Genomic DNA, 20,046 nt, shown 5'->3' on the forward strand with positions numbered 1-20,046 from the left:
CTGACACTTCCTTTTGAAAGAAGTGTTTTTAGTATCTCCACCCGCGGTCATCCCCACACTGAAAGATCGTCACAGTTCTTCCAGACTCGACATAAAAATGCGTTTTTCTTCCGCAGATCCATGGAAATTTTGTTATGATGGAATGGAAAGTTTTTGCTATATCTACGGAGGGAGACGTTCGGATGTCGGAGAAACAGCAGCTTTATGCGCATACGGGACTTCTTGCCGCCTTCAGCCTATTCTTATTCCTGAGCTTTGTCACAGCTGAAGCCGACAGTGTCCAGAGAGTCATGATTACGATTAGTGAAGTGATTGGATGTGCATCCCTCGCAGGAGCCGCCATTTCGCTGTATTACATAAAAAGCAGCCGGCGTTTTATGATTCTGGCCATTCTTGCTTTCCTGGCGCCCTGGCTGGTTTATGGAATCGGATATGAAGTGGGATGGGACGGTGATACTTCCTATGTCTGGGTGTGGTTCATCAGCCTGTACCTAATGCTTGTGGGTGGTTTTATCATCCTCAGGATGAGCTATAAGAAAACGGAGGAAATCTTCAAACTTGTACCAGCGTTTTTAATGTTTGTTAATGCTATTCTTTTCGTATACCTTATCTTTATACATATATGGTGGAGTCTTCCTTTCGTTTGAAAGAAAACCCAGGTCCAAAAAGGATCTGGGTTTTCTTATGGTTGATTTTACAACCGCATATTTGTGTTTTGGACACACATACTAAAAGCAATCGGAAAGGAGGAATACCAATGAAAATCAAGACACTTGCCCTTGGGTTATTAGCAGCGGGTTCTCTTGTCGCCTGTCAGGCGGAGCAGGAAGCCGGCAATGACGGTAACTACAATGGGGTTGAAAATACAAGTTTTGAGCGCGAGGCCGACAACATGTATCAGGAAGGCCAGAAAGCGAATCAATATGACAATGACCGAGGCATGGTCCACAACACGAACTACCATGTGGCTAAAGATGCCGCCAACCGCATTATAAGAAATGTGGACGGGGTGGATCGCGCGTATGTATTAAAAACACGTGATAACGCCTACGTCGCCGCTGAATTGGATAATCCAAAAGGAGATAAAAATGAGGTCTCCGATAAAATGGAAAAGCAGATCAAAGAAGCGGTAAAAGGCTCCGATCAGGATATTAACAACGTGTATATTTCCACAAACCCTGATTTCGTCGATTTGACGAACAACTATGTGGATGATGTTGAAAATGGCGAACCTGTGCAAGGGTTTTTCCGTGAATTCGGAGAAATGGTCGACCGCATATTCCCCGATGAACGTTCCTAATGGGTATACCAGCTTCCTTTTTGGGGGAGCTGGTTTTTTATGTATAAAGGCTGCCTGCCGGTGTTTTCTGTTAAGCTGTAGAAAAACCTATTCTGGAGGGAAGCCTGTGATTCAAACTGCGGAAAGAGATGATGCCGGACGTTACAAAAGGTTGATGGCAGAACTTGAGGAAGAGACAGACTTCCTGCTTTATGGCAGGGATGAACGCACGTGGACACTCGATCGTGTGGAAGGAATGATTCAACATTGCAGAGAACATCAAGGATCGCTGCTCCTTCTTTCTGAAGACGAGTGGGGGCTGAATGGGCATGTCACGGTATTTGGAGGGGCAGCTCCGAGAAACCGCCACTCGGCAGAGATCATTACAGGGGTGAAGAAAAGGGTGCAGGGAAACGGAGTGGCCGATGAGCTGTTCGGATATGTGGATGCATGGGCGCGGGACCATGGAATTTTGCGTCTTGAGCTGACTGTGATGGTTCGGAACACAAGGGCTGTCCGGTTTTATGAAAAGCATGGATACATAATAGAAGGAAGAAAGCAGAGGACACTGATGGTGGACGGGCAGCTTCTGGATGAATACATGATGGCTAAAATTCTATAGCGGGTGGATATAACATGCCCGTAACCTTCATGTTCGCTCTTTCCTGTTCATATAGTAAGGTAAGCGAAACTGAAGGAGGGGGCATCTTTGAAACCAGATGACCAGAAAAAGCTCGAATACGCGATCCGCGAAATTACGGAAATCGCCAAAGGATTCGGGCTCGACTTTTACCCGATGCGTTATGAAGTCTGTCCTGATGATATTATTTATACATTTGGTGCCTATGGTATGCCGACGCGGTTTTCCCATTGGAGCTTCGGAAAGCAGTACTACAAAATGAAACTGCAGTATGACCTCGGGCTCAGCAAAATTTATGAACTCGTCATCAACTCCAACCCCTGCTATGCGTTTTTACTGAATTCCAACAGCCTGATTCAAAATAAGCTGATTGTCGCCCACGTTCTTGCCCACTGTGATTTCTTTAAAAACAATGCCCGTTTTCAAAATACGAAAAGGGACATGGTTGAAAGCATGGCTGCCACAGCGGAACGGATTGCTGCCTATGATAAACTCTACGGCAAGGAAGAAGTGGAGTCCTTCCTGGACGCAGTCCTGGCGATCCAGGAACATATCGATCCCTCTCTCGTAAGACCGAAGCTGGCATGGTCGGTGGATGATGAGGAAAGCAGTGGAGAAAAAGCGCTGCTTACGGAATATGATGACTTATGGAATATTGATGAATCCTCATCGGAAGATCAGCCCCGTTTTAAAAAGAAAAAGAAGTTTCCGCCTCGTCCGGAGAAGGACTTGCTCTTATTTATTGAACAGTACAGCCGGGAGCTTGAAGACTGGCAGCGGGATATCCTGACAATGATGCGGGAGGAAATGCTGTATTTCTGGCCCCAGCTCGAAACGAAGATCATGAATGAAGGATGGGCCTCGTACTGGCATGCGAGAATCTTACGTGAAATGGATCTGACCAGCGACGAGTCGATCGAGTTTGCGAAATTGAACGCAAGTGTTGTCCAGCCTTCAAAAACCCAGCTCAACCCCTATTACTTAGGTTTGAAGATCTTTGAAGATATCGAGGAGCGCTATGACAATCCTTCAGAAGAGATGAAAAAGCACGGCGTCGTTCCAGGGACGGGACGCGAGAAGATGTACGAAGTCAGGGAGATCGAATCCGATCAAAGCTTTATCCGCAACTATTTAACGAAAGAGCTTGTCCGCCGTGAAGATTTGTACCTGTTCCAGAAACAGGGGCAGAAATATAAGATTACGGATAAAGATCATGAAGCGGTCCGAGATCAGCTTGTCACAATGAGAGTCAACGGGGGCTTTCCCTATTTAACCGTGCAGGACGGAGACTACGTGAAAAGCGGAGAGCTCTACTTGAAGCACCATTATGAAGACGTGGAGCTGGACGTCAGTTACCTGGAGAAGACGCTTCCTTACGTGTATCAATTGTGGGGACGCCCGGTGCATATGGAGACGAAAGTGGAAGGGCGCGATGTCATCTTCAGCTACAGTGGTAAAAAAGTTCAGAAAAAATATGTGTAAGTGTAAAACTGCTCTTGAAAAAGGGCAGTTTTCTTCATGAAAAGGGCGCTGCATCTGCTATAATAAGGAGATAATAAAACGTTTGCAGAAGGGGTGGCATGATGCGTAACGTCCGTCTGGCAATCATAGGTTTTCTGGCTGTCCTTACGCTTGCGGTCGTGTTTTTCTTTGACAACCGGGAATTGAATGGTCTTACGAAAGACCGCCTGTATCCGATGATCGACGAGCCCACGCAGCATCCTCAGGCGTTAACGAGCAAAGTCAGTGATCTGGGAAACGGAATCCTTGTTACGAAACTTTACAGCCGTAATGATTCGACAGGGCTGTATTTCGGGATGTGGTACAGAGACGGAGGCGCCCTGATTGACCAGAACGACGAGGAATGGCTTCTGGAAGATGGAGAAATTGAATTCCTCGTTAAAGCTGTAGATTCCAATGGGACGACGTATAACGCAGAAACCGAGGGCATTGTGCAGGGCACCTTCTCCACATTCCGTTATGTGCAGTTTGATGACTTTCATTATGATGAATCGCTGGAAGACCTCCATGTAGCCTTTTATCCAATGAAAAAGGAAGAAGGGGAGCGGACTCCGCATCACCTTCCCGTGGTGGAAGCGGTTATTGAAATAGAACCAAACATCCAGTAATGGCGGCGCATACCCTGATGTTAGAAGGTCCAAATCCTTCTGTAACAAGGGTGTGGGCCGATATTTTTCGTGATACAGAAAGATTTAAAGAAGATAGAACAAATGGTCCGCGTTTTCTGTTAAACTAGTTCTTAATCTGTTATGGAATGCTGAGGAGGTAAAGAATGACGATTTATAACCATATTTTGACACAGGATGATTTTGTCGGACAGGATGAGCTGAGCTATCCGTTTGAAGAACGCGGGCTGCAGTTCGGGGATGGTATTTATGAAGTCATCCGTATTTACGGCGGCCGTTATTACTTAATTCATGAGCATGTGGAGCGGTTATATCGTTCCGCAGCAGCTATAAAGATCCAGGTTCCTTATACGAAAGAGGACCTGTATGCCAAACTTGACGAGCTGCTGGAGAAAAACCACGTCACTGGTGATGCCAAGGTTTACCTGCAGATCACAAGAGGTTCTGCGCCAAGGGATCATGCCTTTCCGGATGAGATTGAGGCGAACCTTTACGCTTATGTGAAAGATCTCCCAAGACCTGAGGAGAAGTTGAAAAATGGCGTAACCACCATTACACATGATGATGTACGCTGGGACTGGTGCTACATCAAGAGTCTGAACCTGCTTGGAAATGTTCTGGCTAAACAGGCAGCTAAAGAGAAGGACAGTTATGAAGCCATTCTTCATAAAGATGGGGAAGTGACCGAATGCAGCTCCTCCAATGCCTACCTGGTCAAGGACGGAAAGGTCTATACCCATCCTGCTAAAAAGAACATTCTTCACGGCTGTGTAAGAATGCGTGTAGAAGCTTTTTGTCAGCAGAAGAACATCGAGTTCATTGAAGAAACATTTTCATTAGAAGATCTGCAGGACGCGGATGAAGTCTTCTTATCGAGCAGTACTTCTGAAGTTATGCCGATTTTAAAAGTGGATGAGCTGATCATCGCCGATGGAAAACCGGGGCCGGTTACACGGACACTCCAAAAGTGCTATGAACAGGATGCAGGACTTCCGGAAGAGGCCTGCCTATTCTCCACAGCAGCAGCGGAATAAATAAAAACAGCCGGCAGCCGGAAACGCTGCCGGCTTTCTTTGTGTGCTGTGGTTTCACGTATGCTATAATGCAGATGAAATCAAGGAAAGGGGCGGAAATCGTGCCGAATGTAAAGCTGGATTTAACGCAGGACCAATATGAAAAGCTTGTAGAAGCGGTGTTTCTTGGAACATGGATGGTCAACTCGACAAAAATGGAGCTGGATGAACAGTTTGAGGACGTCCGGGAAGCCGTTCTGTCAAAATATAAAGAAGGCGGTCTGGAAGACAAGGTTACGCACCATGAACAGCTGGGAGTCCATGATCTTGATGTGGACTATGAATCCAGACTGATGGATACCCATGTCGAGGAATATGATGAGTTCAGCTTCTGGGACAAGCTGGTGGAAAAGCTTTCAGAGAGAGAACTGACGAACATCTATGGTCCGCTTGGAGATAAACTCACAGATGAGCAGATGGAGAAACGGATGGAAATCGAAGAAGAAATCGGACGGAAACTTGAAGAAACAGGTGTTACTCACTTAACTTTTGAAAAATAACCGCCCAAAAAAGCGTGATGAGAGCATCACGCTTTTTGAGCGGCTTGTTTCTCGGAATCTGACCAGAGCCTGGCAATGGGGCGGGCCCACTGGAAGGTCCATTGAATGAGCGGGCCGAGCAGAATCGCCACAATCAACGTGCCAAAGCCTACTGGTGCCCCCAGTAAAAAGCCGATCAACGCCATGCCGGATTCGGAAAAGATCCGGATGGAGCTTTTGGACTGATTGGTTTTCTCGTTCATGATCATCATGAAATGATCGAGTGGGATACGCGGGAACGGGGTCCGGAGGTATACCGATATCCCGACAGCTGTGGCGAGGAGGCCGAGGCTGAATATGCCCCACTGGCCCCACCATACCTGTACATCCAGTTTTTCCAATGATCCGTATAAAAACAGATCAAGGGTACGGCCCCGCAGGATGATCGGAATTAACGATTCATACTGCGGCCGTTTCCGTTCAAGACGCGCATTGACGAGAAGAAGGATGATGAAGGCGGCAATCATCACGCTGCCGACAGTGACAGGTAAATGCATCGACAAACCAACGGCAATGCTGTCCCCCGGTCCTACACCGAGGCCGGATTTTATGATCAGGGCAAGGCCGAGGCTCGACACGACCAGGCCCGCAACGTAAATAATGAAGAGAAAGAAATACTTCATGATCGGCTCCTTTGCACGAACACATTTGCTTTGTTCATCATATCGCTTGAAAAGTTCGATGTAAAGAGAGCCGGCTGTGGAAGAGGGAGAGGATGATCGGTTCCCTCTATCCTATACAAAGAAGAAGGAGGATACGACATGAAATATGCAGTCATTACCGGAACGTCCCGAGGACTCGGGGAAGCGGTGGCAGAAAAATTCATAAAACAGGGGGTCCACGTCTTAGGGATTTCCCGTTCAGGAAATGCAAAACTGGAGGCACAGAATGAGGAGAAAGCTGGAAGTTTTGAGCACATTAAGGCAGACTTGAATGATCTTGCCGATTTGAAGAATGTTGCAGATGTGGTAAAGGAAAAAGTTTTTCATGAACAGACGGAATACGTGTACGTCGTCAATAATGCCGGTGTCGTAGAACCGATTGAAACAGCAGGAAATCTTGATGCTGAAGCAGTGCAGAAGCACATGCAGATTAATGTGACAGCTCCGATCCTGCTTATGAATGAACTGCTTCCGGCAGCGTCCGAAGCCGGTGTCAAGCTTGGCATCGTGATGATTACGTCCGGAGCTGCTGAAAAGAGTATTCACGGCTGGAGTGTGTACAGCAGTTCCAAGGCTGCATTGAACCGTTTTACAGAGACGCTTGCTCTTGAGCAGGAGGGCAGCGGCCATACGATTCTAGCCTTTAGTCCAGGGGTCATGGATACGGATATGCAGCAGGAAATCCGTTCTTCCAGTGAATCCGCGTTTGCGGATGTGGATAAATTCAAAAAGATGAAGGAAGAAAATGTCCTGCGTTCTCCGGAGGAAGTGGCTGAGGTACTCATGAATCTACTGGGTCAGGAAATCACAAACGGACAAGTGTACCGCTTATACGACCTCGTTAACTAACAAAAAAACCACCCTTGTACGGGTGGTTTTTTTGTTAGTTAACCAGTGAGAGTTGTCCATTTGTCGTGCAAAGGGTCACATTCCGCTTATTGGTGGATGAATGTTGCGGGCACCCCTCCGCTGACTTGGTCAGGAAGGTCGCCTGCCCAAGTGGATCTTCGGCCCGTGCTGTTCCCGCAGGCATCACCACCGTGCGCTCCACGTGAGCTCAATAGATCCCGGGGCGGAAAGGGATTGGTGCTCTCCTGGTGGCTGTGGAGAACACTCCACAGCTTTAATACACGGTTTTTCTATCCGTGGAGACGGATGTTGACCTGGCTTTTTTCAGCGTGTATTTCTACATATCCTCCAATGGGAAAGGTGAAAATCGGGCTGGTGTGGCCGAAATCAGCTTGAACAATGACAGGGAGGTGAGCAAGCTCCGGTTTGCTTTCAATGACAGCAGTCAGTGTATGAAGATCCATATTTGAAGCCGTTTGGAACCGGCCGATCACAATCCCCTGCACTTGATCAAATCCAGGCTGGTGAATGAGGGACTGCAGGTCGCGATCAAAGGTTTCTGGATTGGAAAGCTCATCATCTTCCAAGAAAAGAACCGTACCGGCAAGCTCCGGCATAAAGGAAGTTCCCTGCAGCAGATTGAACGTACACAGGTTTCCTCCGATCAACGTGCCGGATGCTTTTCCCTCTTGAATGACGACAGGGCCCTGGTTAGGGTGGAACGTACGGTCATCCTGATCAAGGTACCACGCATCATCACTCCATTGAGCAGCTGGTTCGATGTTTACAGGGGCGTTTGTTGTTAACATGATCCGGAAATGCTCCAGCGTATAGTCCAGACCTTTTTCCATACCGAAAGTAGAAAAGTGTGGGCCGCTGTATGTGACCAGTCCTGTTTTATGGTAGATGCTGTTGGCCAGTGCTGTGATATCCGAATACCCACAGAAAATTTTGGGATGGGCTTTGATTAAATCATAATCCAAACGATTCAGCAGCTGGTTGCTGTCGTATCCTCCCAATGTTGTAAGCACAGCTTTAACAGAAGGGTCCTTAAACGCTTCATGAATATCCGAGATTCTGTGATCCACAGGATTGGAAAAAAGGGTCGGTGCTTCTGCTGCATATGTGCTGAAGCTTACTGTAAACCCCATGTCTTTGAAGCGTTGGAGAGCGAGCTTCTGCTGTTCGGGAGCGACGATGGACAAGCTTTTGGCTGGAGAGATGACCCGTATTTCATCCCCCTGTTTTAGTTTTTCAGGTATCATCAGGAGCCCTCCTTTTACGAATCATTTAAATATATCAAAGGAATCGGAAGGTGTCTATGATTTGTTAAAATTTTGAATCTTTAAGGAAAGCTGATTCGTAAAGAAGAAAGAAGGAGGTGGAGAACATGTGGGAAACCATTCTCGGACTTGGGGGCGTCCTTATTTTTTTTACCATGGTTATTGTCTACCTTATACGAAATCCATTAAGAAAGCAGCAAAAGCCCAGCCTGCATCAGAAAAAACGGGATGCCTCGTTTTACGCACCTGGAATCATGGGAGGAGACAGCGGTGATGCAGGAGACAGCGGGGACTGATCCACAGCACAGAAAGGACGGAGCGCAGCCGCTCCGTCCTTTTCCTGTTTATGAGGCCTTCGCCTGTTTTTTTGCTTCTTTATTGTTTTTCAAAAACATGTAAAGGGAAGCACCAAATATAGTGAAATAACCAGCAACACTCAGAAGGTCTGGAATCTGGCCGAACAGAAGAATGCTGATCAGGGCCGAATAAACAACCGTGGAGTAAAAGAAGATGGAAATTTCACGGGCAGGAGCGAATTTATAGGCAATCGTCAGACCAAACTGGCCGAGCGTCGCGAATGCACCGGCACCCAGCAGGTAGGCCCACTGCCTGGCTGTCATCGGTTCATAAAAAGCGATCGTGAACGGCAGCAGGGTGATCGTTGTGAAAAAAGAGAAGTAGAACACGATGGTGTAGAATTTCTCTTTATCCCCAAGGACGCGCAGCAGCGTGTAGGCTCCGGCAGCGAACACCGCAGAAAACAGGCCGGCCGCATATGGAATGAATTCAAGTGAAAATGCCGGCTTGATAATAAGGAGTGTTCCTGCAAAAGCTACGGCAATGGCGATAAGCTGGTACGGTCTCGTCCGTTCTTTTAAAAAGATGGCAGAGAAGATAATTAATAAAAACGGGCTCAGTTTATTCAGCATATCCGCATCGGACAACACAAGGTTATCAATGGCGTAAAAGTATAGAACCATCCCGATGGTACCGAGGGCGGACCTGGAAAGCAGAAGCTTTTGATTTTCCTTCTTTCCGAACAGGCGCTCTTTATTATAGCGAACAAATCCAAAAGCGATGACAGCGGAAACGAGGTTGCGGAACAGTGTCTTCTGCACGGTTGGAACGTCACCGGACAGCTTGACTAAGGCAGCCATCATGGAAAAACCGAACGCTGATATGAGCAGTAATACAATTCCTTTATTACGATTTGTCATGGTTGATGTTCCTCCAGTTGTTCTTAGGTTGTTCAAAAACACCTTAACCATCCTAATACAAATCAAGAGGGATGAAAAGCAGAATTACTTCAATCCTAAAAAAGAAGAGGAGGTCGTGTATAATGGAGACAGACAAAATAGAGAAGGGACGATTGGTGTGATTTGTGCTCATCCCATCATTGTTAAAACACGGACGATCCGTAATAATCAACAGCTTTATGAGGAAAGGGAGGAAAGCCTGGAATTATATGAGGATTCAGTCGTATGCCCGGATGAAACATTCCAGCTTAAGGACGTCCATGATGTGTCCTACAAAGAATTTTCCCAGGGCTCCGGATTTCTTTACCTTCATACAATGAAGGGCGTGCGGACATTTTTAGTGAATGAACATCCCCGTGCATGGATGGAAGCGTTCAGGACAAACGTATGACGAACAGCAGAATACCGTTTGATCTGACTCCGTCGGATGATCATGGGATTCAGGTAACCGCAGAAGGGAGACGCCTCTATCTCCGTGAGGTTCTCCCGGAAGACTGGGAGGAATTCCATCCCTACGCTTCAGATCCGGATACCGTTAAATACCAGCCCTGGGGGCCGCATACAGAAACAGAAAGCAGATTTTTTGTCCGTCAGGTGCTGATTGATGCCAGGCAGAAACACCGCTCGCGGTATGTATTTGCGGTTGTGGAGAAAGGCGCCGATCAGGTGATCGGAAATATAGAGTTGAATATCAAGGACTGGGATGGCGTCGGTGAAATCGGCTTTATCATCCACCATCATTACTGGGGGCGGGGATACGCGACAGAAGCCTGCCGTCTGATGCTGGCGTACAGTTTTGACGTGTGTGGTCTCCATCGCGTCACAGCACTGAGCAGTCCGGAAAACAAAGCCTCCCAGCGGGTGCTCGAGAAAATCGGAATGGTTAAAGAGGGAACACTGAGGGAGGATATTTTCGTGAAAGGCGCTTGGAGGGATTCGGCCGTCTATGCGGTTCTCCGGAGGGAGTGGAAAAAAAGAAAAAGCAGGCATTGATTTTCATCAATGCCTGCTTTTCACTTGGCAGTGGCTTCTTCTATTTAATGATTGGATAGGGAAGCATCCGCTTTATGATGGACCGCCAGCTTTTTGACAAGCTGGGAGCTGTCTTTATTGAGCCCGGCGATTTCTACTTCTTTGTCCTGCTCTCTGAACTTCAGGACAAGTTTATCAATCGCAGCTACGGCTGAGTCATCCCACACATGGGCATCAGTGAAATCAATCCGGACCGTATCGGCTTTCACATTAAAGTCGAAATGCTTAAGCAGGCTGTCTGTTGAAGCGAAGAAGACTTGTCCGGATACGTGATAAACAATCCTGCTTGTTGTTTCCTCCACCTGTTCTTCGACGTGGACTTTGGAAATCTTGGACACAAAGAAGATCGCACTCAGGATGACACCAGCCAGGACGCCTTTGGAAAGGTCATGGGTGTAAACAACGGTTCCAACGGTTACTACCATCACGACCGTGTCTGTGATCGGTGTTTTATGCAGTCTCGTCAAGGCACTCCAGTCGAAGGTTCCCACGGACACCATGATCATAATACCGACAAGCACAGCCATTGGAATCTGCACAAGAAGGTCATTAAAGGCAATAATCAATGTCATCATGAAGACACCGGCCACCAGTGTGGATAATCGTCCGCGTCCTCCTGAGGATACGTTAATGACCGATTGTCCAATCATCGCACATCCGGCCATTCCGCCGAACAGACCGGAAACCACGTTGGCCATGCCCTGTCCGCGGGCTTCTTTGTTCTTATCACTTACAGTATCTGTCATATCATCGACAATCTGAGCTGTAAGCAGTGACTCAAGAAGTCCTACAAAGGCGAGAGCAAGCGATATCGGGAAAATGATCTGCAGCGTTTCAAAGTTTACTGGAATATCAGGTACAAGGAAGATGGGAAGCGTACTTGATAGTTCTCCCATATCTCCAACGGTCTTAAAGCCGGCTCCTGTTGTTACGGCAATAATCGTCATAACGACGATGGCGACAAGCGGAGATGGGACAGCTTTTGTAAACCTTGGCAGTAGATAAATGATAGCAAGAGACCCTGCAACCATGGCGTACATAGCAAGACCTGCGCCCTCAAAGTGAATCAGCTGGGACGAGAAAATCAAGATGGCCAGGGCGTTTACGAAACCGATCATCACCGATCTCGGGATGAATTTCATGAACTGTCCGATTCTTAAGGCACCAAGAATAAACTGCAGGATACCCGTCAGAATAGTGGCGGCCAGCAGGTATTCAAGTCCGTGATCCTTCACAAGCGTCACCATAAGCACAGCCATCGCTCCTGTTGCGGCCGAAACCATTCCAGGCCGTCCCCCTACAAAAGCAATGACAACAGCGATACAGAAGGAAGCGTACAATCCTACCATGGGGTCGACTCCAGCGATGATAGAGAAAGCGATCGCTTCAGGAACAAGGGCCATGGCGACGACCATACCTGAAAGCACATCGTTTTTTACGTTTCCAAACCATTGTTGTTTTAATGTTTGTGTGTTCAATTGCGCACCTCTCTCTTAAATTTTGTCTGTATTACCCTTGGCAATACGTAATTCCGGCAAGAACGTTCAGATTATATCACCTATCGAAGGAATTACATAACCCCATGTAAGCGCATAAATAAACTTTTTTCTCTTTTATTCTTCAAATATCTCTATGAAACTCTTATTTGTCTGTAGGCGGAATTTTTTCTGGATCGAGGGTTCCAATATGTGGGAGATGGTGCGTGTCTTCAATTATTTACATGGGCTTCACAATCCATGGTAAAATGATGAAAAAGAAGGGGGGAGCGGTCATGTATAAACACATATTGATCGCGGCCGATGGGTCCGATCATTCCATACGTACAGCAGAACGAGCGGCAGAGCTTGCCGGGCTGCAGATGGGGGCAAAGATCACCATCATTTATGTGGTCGATGTCGACCAGTCTAAAACCGATGTCCTGACACAGGGAGACAAAACAGTGATCGATCAGAAGCGGAAAGAAAGACTGGAGCCGATCGAAGACGTCCTCCGCGGCAAAGATATCTCTTATGAAATTGTCATCCGTCATGGAGAACCCGGGCCAACCATCGTTCATTACGCCAATGATCATGCCTTTGATATCGTCATCATCGGCAGCCGGGGATTGAATGCTCTCCAGGAAATGGTTCTTGGCAGTGTCAGTCATAAGGTGGCTAAACGGGCCAAATGCCCCGTTATGATTGTGAAATAAATACAGGCAGAAGAGGCAATCTCTTCTGCCTGTTTTTTTACAGCAGGTTGTGGTAGCGTCGTTCTGTTAACTTCTTCATGGCCGTCTGCATAAGAAATGCCAGCAGCAGAAAGATGATGAATAAAGCACCTGTTACCGGCCAGAGCCCCTGCAGACTGTTGATATTCCAGACAATCACTATAATCACGCCAAAGACAAGGGCTTCAATGGCGAGGGGAACAATTCCGATGAAACGACCCTTGAATACTTCACGCTCATCTGTCCAGTCCAGTTTCGGGCTGTATAGATCCACCATCACGCCGGCAGCAGAAGCAATCCAGCTTATGAGGAGGGACAGGATGAACCATGCTGTCCAGATGAACAGAGGGATTTTTATGACCCATAAAGCGGCTGCGCTCAAAATAACCAAGGAGATGGCATTCAGCAGATAGGCCGTCAGCATTTTACTCATGATTACCTTTGACGGTGGAATAGGCAGATACAGATGATTGAACCAGCTTTTCCCATCCCTTGAAATCGAAGAGATGGAAGCAGGGTTCGATCCAAAAACAACGACCGAAAGCCCGACAGAGGCCAGAATGACGAATTTTCCGTTCATTCCGGCCAGCTGAGTGCCGGCTCCCCCAAGCGGTCCATCCATTTCCATGATGATCAGCACAATGGCTAGTACAGGCAGAATCAAACTTTGCACAAAGACTTGGGTGAAGAAGGTGGGGGTGCGTAAAATCAACAGGACTTCTTTTTTGAAGAGACTGTAGATCATAGGCTTTTTCTTCACATAAGCTTCGACTGTATCCTCAGTAAACGTGTTCCTTTTTCCACCGGATAAACCGAGTACGCCTTTGAAATAAAGCTTCTGGCCGATAGTAAAGAAGAGAGCAATCCCTCCTGCGGATAGTGCGGTCATCAATACGAGAAAAAGGATACCCTGTATGGACGCAGGGGCGGCGAGGGCTGAACTGCTTATATAAGCAGTAGGGAAGAACTTCGTCACTAATCCGAGCAGGTCCCCCTGTTCGGCCGCCAATTGATACATATTCTGGCTGCCGCCCTCCAGACGGATCACAACATTGATTCCGATAACGAATCCAAAACCAAGAAGTCCAGCAATGACTTTGCTTCGGTCCTTGTTTTTCGAGATATTGACAAAACGCATCATGAACATGATGGCAATGGCAGTCAAAACAAAGGGAAGCACCGGAAGCAGAAGCCAGACAAGGAAGGCGGAGCTGTAATAAAGCAGTCCCGCACCGCTGTGGAGACCGTAAAACGCAAGCCCGGGGAGCAGAATGACCGCATTCACCCCGTAAAGGGACAGAAATGGAACGGCTGCTTTTCCGGCTGCTATTTGATAAGGGTGAAAGGGGAGCGGTACAAACGATTCCACATCCTCTGCAAAATAAAAAGATGATAAAACAGTACCTATGCTGATAAAACAGTAAAAAACGGTCATTAAGACAAATAAAACCCCAAGGATGACCGCTTCATCCCCTGCCGGGCTGAAGGCCGCATACATGGCTGCGATCAGTTCGTTCAACAGTGTAAGAATCAACAGCCCGAAGGGGATCATGAGGACGGCTAAGATGAGGTAGCCTGTTTTTTCTGATGTACTGCGGTGAGCGAAAGATAACTGCATCTTCACCATCAACTTCATCAGCTTCCACGTGTTACTCATTTTGTGTCAGCTCCAAAAACAGCTTCTCAAGATTGTTGTCCTCCTGGAACTGCTGCTTCATTTCTTTCATACTTCCTCTGAATTGAACATGTCCTTTGTTGATAATAGCCACCTCGTCACATAACTGTTCAACGACTTCCAGCACATGGGTGGAGAAAAAGACGGTCTTTCCTTTGGCTGCGTGTTCCCGCATCATTTCTTTCAATGTATAGGAAGACTTAGGATCAAGGCCGGTTAACGGCTCGTCAAGAATCCATACATCAGGATCATGCAGAAGCACACCACTGACAACGATTTTCTGACGCATGCCGTGCGAATATGTATGAATCTGATCATTCAGTGCTTCATAGATATCGAAGCTTTTCGTTAAGTATTCGATTTTCTCTTTTCGGACGTTTGCCGGTACATCAAAAACATCACCGATAAAATTCAAGTATTCCATGCCCTTTAATCGGAGAAAGATGTCTGAGCGGTCCGGAACATAGCCGAACTGATGCTTGGCTTTCATAGGGTCAGTGCTGATATCCACGCCGTTCATGGATATGGAGCCTGCATCCAGCGGCAGGATCCCCGTCATCATTTTGATCGTTGTCGACTTTCCAGCACCGTTGGGACCGAGAAAGCCGAAGATTTTCCCGTCCGGGACCGTCAAATCCAAGTCCTTGACGGCTGCTTTACCGGCGAAGTTTTTAGTTGCCTGCTTGATTTCAATCATTCCATCCCTTCCTTTTTCAGGAGCTTATGAATGGTATACGAACGGTAGCTTTTATCCGTTTCAATTTCACAGAAAAAGTTCATAATGCTCCTCATCTAAATAACCTGTGGGAAGTTTGATTGCTTGCTTCTCCACGCCCCAGCATCGAAAACCGAGCTTTCGATACAGCTCTCTTGCCGGGGTGTTTTCTGTAACAACGCTGAGGTGAAGGAGTTCGACTTCCACTGCCCGGGCATGCTGGATCAGTTCTTCCAAAAGCAGCATGGCTCCTCCAGTCCGCCTTACCTCCGGTGTGATGTACATCGCAACGATGGATGCTTTATGTCTGAACTTCGGGTGTGTTTCCCGTACCAGTGTGACTACCCCAGTCAGTTTTTCTCCTGAAAAAAGTCCGAAGGTTCTGGTGTCTTTACCCTCCAGCCGTTCTGCGGTCGTTTCGATCGGGTCCGGCTTCTGCTTTTCCTGTTCGTAGGTCGTAATAAAAGCGTCCGGATTTGTAAGCAGAGCTTCGAGTCTTAACTCATAGTAGGCTTCTGCATCTGAACGGTTCAATTCGCGCGTCTCCATAGGCTTTGCCTCCTTTTGTTGTTCCTAGCCTAGCCGAAAACTATGATAAAGTAAAGACATCAAAACCACAGGAGGGATCGTATGTCAGAGAAGGGAAAAATGGTGAGTGGTGAACTGTATCAACCCTGGGACGATGAACTGGTGATGGAAAGATCGCGCGCCAGGCAGATCACCCACGCATTGAACCAAACGAAGAATACGGAGGAGCATTACCGATCTCAGTTGATCGAAGACCTGTTTGGAACAATTGCCGGGGAGATGACCCTGGAACCGCCTTTTTACTGTGATTATGGTTACAATATTCATGTAGGAGACAGGTTCTTTGCTAATTTTAACTGTGTCTTTCTTGATATATGTCCGATTACGATCGGAGACCGTGTCCTGATTGGACCGAACGTTCAGTTGTACACCGCTCTGCACCCTATGGACAGGGAAACAAGAGCAAAGGGGCTGGAGTCCGGGCGGCCGATTGCCATCGGTGATGATGTGTGGATCGGAGGAGGATCGATTATCAATCCCGGAGTTACCATTGGAAACAATGTCGTGATTGGTTCAGGGGCGGTTGTCACCAAGGATCTCCCGGATCATGTTTTCGCCGCCGGCAGCCCTGCAAAGGTCATCAGAACAGTCGAATAAGGCTCCGGGGTAGTTTTGGCGGTATATTTTCGTTATCATACAGAGGGATACTTGCATACGTAATAAGAAAAAAGAGAGGATTGTATCACTATGATTAAACGTAAGAGTCAAAGAGAAATTGAAAACATGCGCGAGGCCGGTAAGCTGCTGGCTGATGTCCATAAACAACTGCGCACCTTTATTAAGCCGGGTGTCACAACGATGGAAGTCGAAAAATTCGTGGAAAAATATTTAGCTGAACGCGGAGCTACCGGAGAGCAGAAGGGATATCAAGGGTACGAATTCACCACATGTGCTTCCATCAATGATGAAATCTGCCACGGGTTCCCACGCGATGAGAAGTTGAAGGAGGGCGATATCGTCACCATCGATATGGTCGTCAACTTGAATGGTTACCTCGCGGACTCTGCCTGGACACATGCCGTGGGAGAAATCAGTGAAGAAGCTCAAAAACTGATGGATGTAACGAAAACATCTCTTTATAAAGGAATCGAGCAGGCTGTACCGGGGAAACGGATCGGTGATATCGGCCACGCGATCCAAGCATATGCGGAAGGTGAAGGGTATTCGGTTGTCCGTGATTTCACCGGACACGGAATCGGCGAATCCATCCACGAGGATCCTTACATCCCTCACTTCGGTGCGGCTGGCAAAGGAGCACGTCTGAAAGAGGGAATGGTCATCACCATCGAGCCGATGATTAACATCGGAGACTGGGCAAGTCAGATGGATGAGAACAATTGGACGGCACGCACGGTTGATGGGACGTTATCCGCGCAGTATGAACATACGGTGGCTATTACAAAAGACGGCCCTGTCATCTTGACTGAACAGGAAGATGAATAAATAAAAAAGGAACAGCTGTGAGCTGTTTCTTTCAGCTTGTAGAGAAACCTCTGTTTCTTTACAAGCTTTTTTCTTTCTTTCCGCGGACGAGCGCCCGAGCTTCCTCGCAGCACCCACGCTCGGCGATCTCTACTCGTTCTTCCGCAGGAGTGGAAGGGGCACCGCTCCTGCGGAAATTTTAAAGTCGAAAAAAACAAGGCTGTCGAGACTTTCTCGACAGCCTGAGGAACAGCTGTGAGCTGTTCCTTTTTTATTTTAAGCTCTGTTAAAGTCTGTTGTTGATATTTTAAACGATTACTAAATCGTTTCCGCTGGAATTAGGGGTCCGGTCTGCTATTTACTCAGAGCATGGGATGGCAGGGAAAACCGTCCGCTTTCCGCGGCTCACGGTACCTCACGGAAAGGGAGTCATTCCCAAGGCCGCCTCCTACAAATCCCATGACAGAAAGGGGTGATGATAGGAGCTCACATGTTAAATAACAACACCAAGCAATAACAGAGCCTTATTTTAAAAAACAAGACATAAAAAAAACTCCCCTCGAAAGGGGAGTTTTTTATACGTTCTTATTTTTGAACGTTAGCTGCTTGTGGTCCACGCTGACCTTCTTCAATTTCGAAAGTTACGACTTGACCTTCTTCAAGAGTTTTGAATCCTTCTTCTTGAATAGCGGAGAAGTGAACGAAGACGTCGTCTTGACCTTCTACTTCAATGAAACCGAAACCTTTTTCTGCGTTAAACCATTTTACTGTACCTTCGACCATGTACAAAAACCTCCTGCGTGGAGAAACTCCACATTGTATTACTATTCTTGCTCATTCAAGTCCATCAAGACGACATCTTGCGAAACATCTTCTCTTGCATGACACTCATCGAACAACGAATAATTAACCATAGTATAACAGATGGGCAAAAGGAATGAAAGCCCTATTACAAAAAAGTTCCTTTTTACTCCTGGGGCTGGGTCATATAGGCCTGATTCATTAATGAAAGCAGGGAACGTTCCACAAGAATATCGACTTCCTCAGGAGCGATGCGGGCCAGTTCATACAACGGCTTCCCCTGTTCGAGAAGGTGCTGGATGACAAGCCACCCTGTGTAATTGGCTTCTTTTTCAAATCCTGATGCACCGGTACCTTTGGTAAAAGAGTAGAGGGCCTCGTAATCTGTGCGGTGCAGATGGGGCTGAATGTTCATCATGACCCGGTTCGGTTCGCGGCTGCAGTTTTCTTCATCCCAGCTGAAGTAAGGATCTGATATCCCGCTTTCCTCCAGCACTTCCAATGTCGTATGGATCGCCAGCCCCTCCTGAAAGATCAGCTGCCCGAGGGTACGGGTATGGCTGGGGGCGAGTCCGGACTGGCGGCAGTGAACGACTCTGGCCAGCTCCTGAATCAAACGTGTCTGACCACCGGGCAGTTCGACAGGGAAGCAGAGAATGTATTGATGATTTTCCTGGATGATGAAAGGATCCGTTTCAAATGTTCCGACAAAAAAGAGTACGTTTACATCAACGTAGGTGGTGCTGTGCAGAATTTGTTTAATATGATCCACGTGCTCATTCATTTCCAACGGACTGATATCGAAGTATTGAATTTTATCATAGACGTGATTGTACTTGTTCCAGGCATACTCCACCATTTCCTTTGCGAGCTGCCCTTGTTGATACCCCGGCGGTGTATGAGGGAAATCATAATATTCCATCCATAATTCATGACGCTTATGAGGGGGTTCTCGATAAGCCTGGTCATAAAACGTTAAGAAACGATCCAGCATTTGTGAGCACCTTACATCATCCATGGTGATCCCTCCGAATGTTTTAGGATTGATTTAGAAATTCCAGCCGTTTATTCCAAACATCATGAGCATCTTTTCCAATCCAGATCAAATGACTGTCAGCATTGACTTCGTAGATTTCACAATCGGGTACCGTCGATTTCAACAACAGGGCGTTTGTATAAGGGACGCTGCGGTCTTTCTGTGAGTACATGCCGAGAACAGGGACATTCAGCTCATCCAGGTTCGTTACATCATGGTCAAGGTCAAGGATAAAGCCTCTGCCGGGCTGGGAGGTGGCGAGCATATCATAGATGAACCGCCGGTCATTGGCCGATAAATGATTGAGGTAATCCTCCACATCTTCGGTCGTCATATCAGCAAGAAGCTGCTTCATGACAAGGTCAGGGAAAAGTTTAAGCATAAACTTGAGGCTGCCTGTGACCATTTTTTCTGCGGGACCGAACAGCAGCATCGCCTTTTTCCGGGCCTTTCGATCCCATGCCCCCGTCAGCGCTGCTTCAAGAACAAGCCGGTCCACCCTCTCCGGGTAGCGGGAAGCTAGAGCGATTCCGCTTGGTCCTGCTGCAGACACAGCAATGACATGGACGCGTTCCAAATTTAAATAATCAAGCACCTCAACCATTGTATCTGCGAATTCATCCGGTGTTCGGCCTGTCGAGGGTTCTGTGTAGTCGTAACCAGGCCGGGAAATCGTCAGCAGTGAGAATCCTTCATATACAAGGCTGCTGTGGGATAAATCTGTATCTCTGCTGCAGTGTCCACCTTTCAACAGCAGCACAGGAGGACCTTCTCCGATATATGTAAATTCCACTATTCCGTTTGTTGAATCAAGGAGTGTCGTGGTCATGGGCTCATCCC

General features: G+C 47.3%; 24 protein-coding genes. 14 read left to right on the plus strand and 10 right to left on the minus strand.

All coding sequences use genetic code 11. The features are described from left to right. The first annotated feature begins 182 nt into the window (after positions 1–182). The 7 genes from ACXAGL_RS12610 to ACXAGL_RS12640 all read left to right on the plus strand — a co-directional run bounded on the left by ACXAGL_RS12610 (position 183) and on the right by ACXAGL_RS12640 (position 5,639). A complete protein-coding gene (locus ACXAGL_RS12610; protein WP_474971896.1) occupies positions 183–647 on the plus strand; it encodes a hypothetical protein in 465 nt (154 codons plus the stop codon). 110 nt (positions 648–757) lie between these two features. After that, positions 758–1,300, plus strand: a complete 543-nt coding sequence (locus tag ACXAGL_RS12615) for a YhcN/YlaJ family sporulation lipoprotein (protein WP_474991312.1) — start codon at positions 758–760, stop codon at positions 1,298–1,300. A 106-nt stretch (positions 1,301–1,406) separates the two neighbouring features. Then, positions 1,407–1,901: an N-acetyltransferase family protein gene (locus ACXAGL_RS12620; RefSeq protein ID WP_474967746.1), complete on the plus strand. Its 495-nt coding sequence runs from the start codon at positions 1,407–1,409 to the stop codon at positions 1,899–1,901. 87 nt (positions 1,902–1,988) lie between these two features. Continuing rightward, a complete protein-coding gene (locus ACXAGL_RS12625; RefSeq protein WP_027956593.1) occupies positions 1,989–3,401 on the plus strand; it encodes a SpoVR family protein in 1,413 nt (470 codons plus the stop codon). 98 nt (positions 3,402–3,499) lie between these two features. Continuing rightward, positions 3,500–4,048, plus strand: a complete 549-nt coding sequence (locus ACXAGL_RS12630) for a hypothetical protein (protein WP_474967747.1) — start codon at positions 3,500–3,502, stop codon at positions 4,046–4,048. A gap of 164 nt (positions 4,049–4,212) precedes the next feature. Continuing rightward, positions 4,213–5,100 (plus strand): D-amino-acid transaminase, encoded by an 888-nt coding sequence (dat, locus tag ACXAGL_RS12635; RefSeq protein ID WP_474967748.1) that lies wholly within the window; start codon positions 4,213–4,215, stop codon positions 5,098–5,100. A 101-nt stretch (positions 5,101–5,201) separates the two neighbouring features. Further along, entirely contained in the window at positions 5,202–5,639 is a 438-nt protein-coding gene (locus tag ACXAGL_RS12640; protein ID WP_474971894.1) for a hypothetical protein, read from the plus strand. Between the two features lie 26 nt (positions 5,640–5,665). Here ACXAGL_RS12640 and ACXAGL_RS12645 read toward each other — a convergent pair whose 3' ends face one another. Continuing rightward, positions 5,666–6,301 (minus strand): YczE/YyaS/YitT family protein, encoded by a 636-nt coding sequence (locus ACXAGL_RS12645; protein WP_474967750.1) that lies wholly within the window; start codon positions 6,299–6,301, stop codon positions 5,666–5,668. Positions 6,302–6,439: 138 nt separating this feature from the next. Between ACXAGL_RS12645 and ACXAGL_RS12650 the strand changes: the two genes are divergently transcribed. After that, entirely contained in the window at positions 6,440–7,189 is a 750-nt protein-coding gene (locus ACXAGL_RS12650) for a (S)-benzoin forming benzil reductase (protein ID WP_474971893.1), read from the plus strand. A gap of 290 nt (positions 7,190–7,479) precedes the next feature. On the opposite strand, the gene ACXAGL_RS12655 is transcribed toward ACXAGL_RS12650, so the two are convergent. Further along, positions 7,480–8,454: a S66 family peptidase gene (locus tag ACXAGL_RS12655; protein ID WP_474967752.1), complete on the minus strand. Its 975-nt coding sequence runs from the start codon at positions 8,452–8,454 to the stop codon at positions 7,480–7,482. A 125-nt stretch (positions 8,455–8,579) separates the two neighbouring features. On the opposite strand from ACXAGL_RS12655, the gene ACXAGL_RS12660 reads away from it, so the two are divergent. Beyond that, positions 8,580–8,768, plus strand: coding sequence for a hypothetical protein (locus ACXAGL_RS12660; protein WP_474967753.1), 189 nt, complete (start codon positions 8,580–8,582; stop codon positions 8,766–8,768). 48 nt (positions 8,769–8,816) lie between these two features. Here the strand turns inward: ACXAGL_RS12660 and ACXAGL_RS12665 are convergent, their stop codons facing one another. Then, positions 8,817–9,689 carry a DMT family transporter gene (locus ACXAGL_RS12665; RefSeq protein ID WP_474967754.1) on the minus strand — a complete coding sequence of 291 codons (873 nt, stop codon included), beginning with the start codon at positions 9,687–9,689 and terminating at the stop codon, positions 8,817–8,819. A 115-nt stretch (positions 9,690–9,804) separates the two neighbouring features. Here ACXAGL_RS12665 and ACXAGL_RS12670 point away from each other — a divergent pair, with 115 nt between their 5' ends. Beyond that, positions 9,805–10,119 (plus strand): hypothetical protein, encoded by a 315-nt coding sequence (locus ACXAGL_RS12670; protein ID WP_474971890.1) that lies wholly within the window; start codon positions 9,805–9,807, stop codon positions 10,117–10,119. Continuing rightward, positions 10,116–10,721 carry a GNAT family N-acetyltransferase gene (locus tag ACXAGL_RS12675; RefSeq protein WP_474991313.1) on the plus strand — a complete coding sequence of 202 codons (606 nt, stop codon included), beginning with the start codon at positions 10,116–10,118 and terminating at the stop codon, positions 10,719–10,721. The genes ACXAGL_RS12670 and ACXAGL_RS12675 overlap by 4 nt, the downstream gene beginning before the upstream one ends. A gap of 44 nt (positions 10,722–10,765) precedes the next feature. On the opposite strand, the gene ACXAGL_RS12680 is transcribed toward ACXAGL_RS12675, so the two are convergent. Beyond that, entirely contained in the window at positions 10,766–12,238 is a 1,473-nt protein-coding gene (locus ACXAGL_RS12680) for a SulP family inorganic anion transporter (RefSeq protein ID WP_474967757.1), read from the minus strand. Positions 12,239–12,531: 293 nt separating this feature from the next. Between ACXAGL_RS12680 and ACXAGL_RS12685 the strand changes: the two genes are divergently transcribed. After that, positions 12,532–12,951, plus strand: a complete 420-nt coding sequence (locus ACXAGL_RS12685; RefSeq protein ID WP_474967758.1) for a universal stress protein — start codon at positions 12,532–12,534, stop codon at positions 12,949–12,951. Positions 12,952–12,988: 37 nt separating this feature from the next. Here the strand turns inward: ACXAGL_RS12685 and ACXAGL_RS12690 are convergent, their stop codons facing one another. The 3 genes from ACXAGL_RS12690 to ACXAGL_RS12700 all read right to left on the minus strand — a co-directional run bounded on the left by ACXAGL_RS12690 (position 12,989) and on the right by ACXAGL_RS12700 (position 15,908). Further along, entirely contained in the window at positions 12,989–14,626 is a 1,638-nt protein-coding gene (locus ACXAGL_RS12690; RefSeq protein ID WP_474991314.1) for a putative ABC transporter permease subunit, read from the minus strand. Continuing rightward, on the minus strand, positions 14,619–15,341 hold the full coding sequence (locus tag ACXAGL_RS12695; RefSeq protein ID WP_474967760.1) for an ABC transporter ATP-binding protein: 723 nt from the start codon (positions 15,339–15,341) through the stop codon (positions 14,619–14,621). The genes ACXAGL_RS12690 and ACXAGL_RS12695 overlap by 8 nt, the downstream gene beginning before the upstream one ends. A gap of 66 nt (positions 15,342–15,407) precedes the next feature. After that, complete coding sequence (locus ACXAGL_RS12700) at positions 15,408–15,908, minus strand: N-acetyltransferase family protein (protein WP_474967761.1); 501 nt, start codon at positions 15,906–15,908, stop codon at positions 15,408–15,410. Positions 15,909–15,989: 81 nt separating this feature from the next. Between ACXAGL_RS12700 and ACXAGL_RS12705 the strand changes: the two genes are divergently transcribed. Continuing rightward, complete coding sequence (locus ACXAGL_RS12705) at positions 15,990–16,544, plus strand: sugar O-acetyltransferase (RefSeq protein ID WP_474991315.1); 555 nt, start codon at positions 15,990–15,992, stop codon at positions 16,542–16,544. A gap of 90 nt (positions 16,545–16,634) precedes the next feature. Beyond that, positions 16,635–17,390 (plus strand): type I methionyl aminopeptidase, encoded by a 756-nt coding sequence (map, locus tag ACXAGL_RS12710; RefSeq protein WP_474967763.1) that lies wholly within the window; start codon positions 16,635–16,637, stop codon positions 17,388–17,390. A gap of 564 nt (positions 17,391–17,954) precedes the next feature. On the opposite strand, the gene ACXAGL_RS12715 is transcribed toward map, so the two are convergent. The 3 genes from ACXAGL_RS12715 to ACXAGL_RS12725 all read right to left on the minus strand — a co-directional run bounded on the left by ACXAGL_RS12715 (position 17,955) and on the right by ACXAGL_RS12725 (position 20,035). Further along, a complete protein-coding gene (locus ACXAGL_RS12715; protein WP_008634702.1) occupies positions 17,955–18,152 on the minus strand; it encodes a cold-shock protein in 198 nt (65 codons plus the stop codon). 184 nt (positions 18,153–18,336) lie between these two features. After that, positions 18,337–19,188 (minus strand): hypothetical protein, encoded by an 852-nt coding sequence (locus ACXAGL_RS12720; RefSeq protein ID WP_474967764.1) that lies wholly within the window; start codon positions 19,186–19,188, stop codon positions 18,337–18,339. 19 nt (positions 19,189–19,207) lie between these two features. Then, the gene (locus ACXAGL_RS12725; protein WP_474967765.1) at positions 19,208–20,035 is read right to left on the minus strand and encodes an alpha/beta fold hydrolase; all 828 of its coding nucleotides are present in this window, start codon (positions 20,033–20,035) and stop codon (positions 19,208–19,210) included. Positions 20,036–20,046 lie beyond the last annotated feature (11 nt).

The organism is Halobacillus sp. ABA4_118, assembly GCF_056160205.1.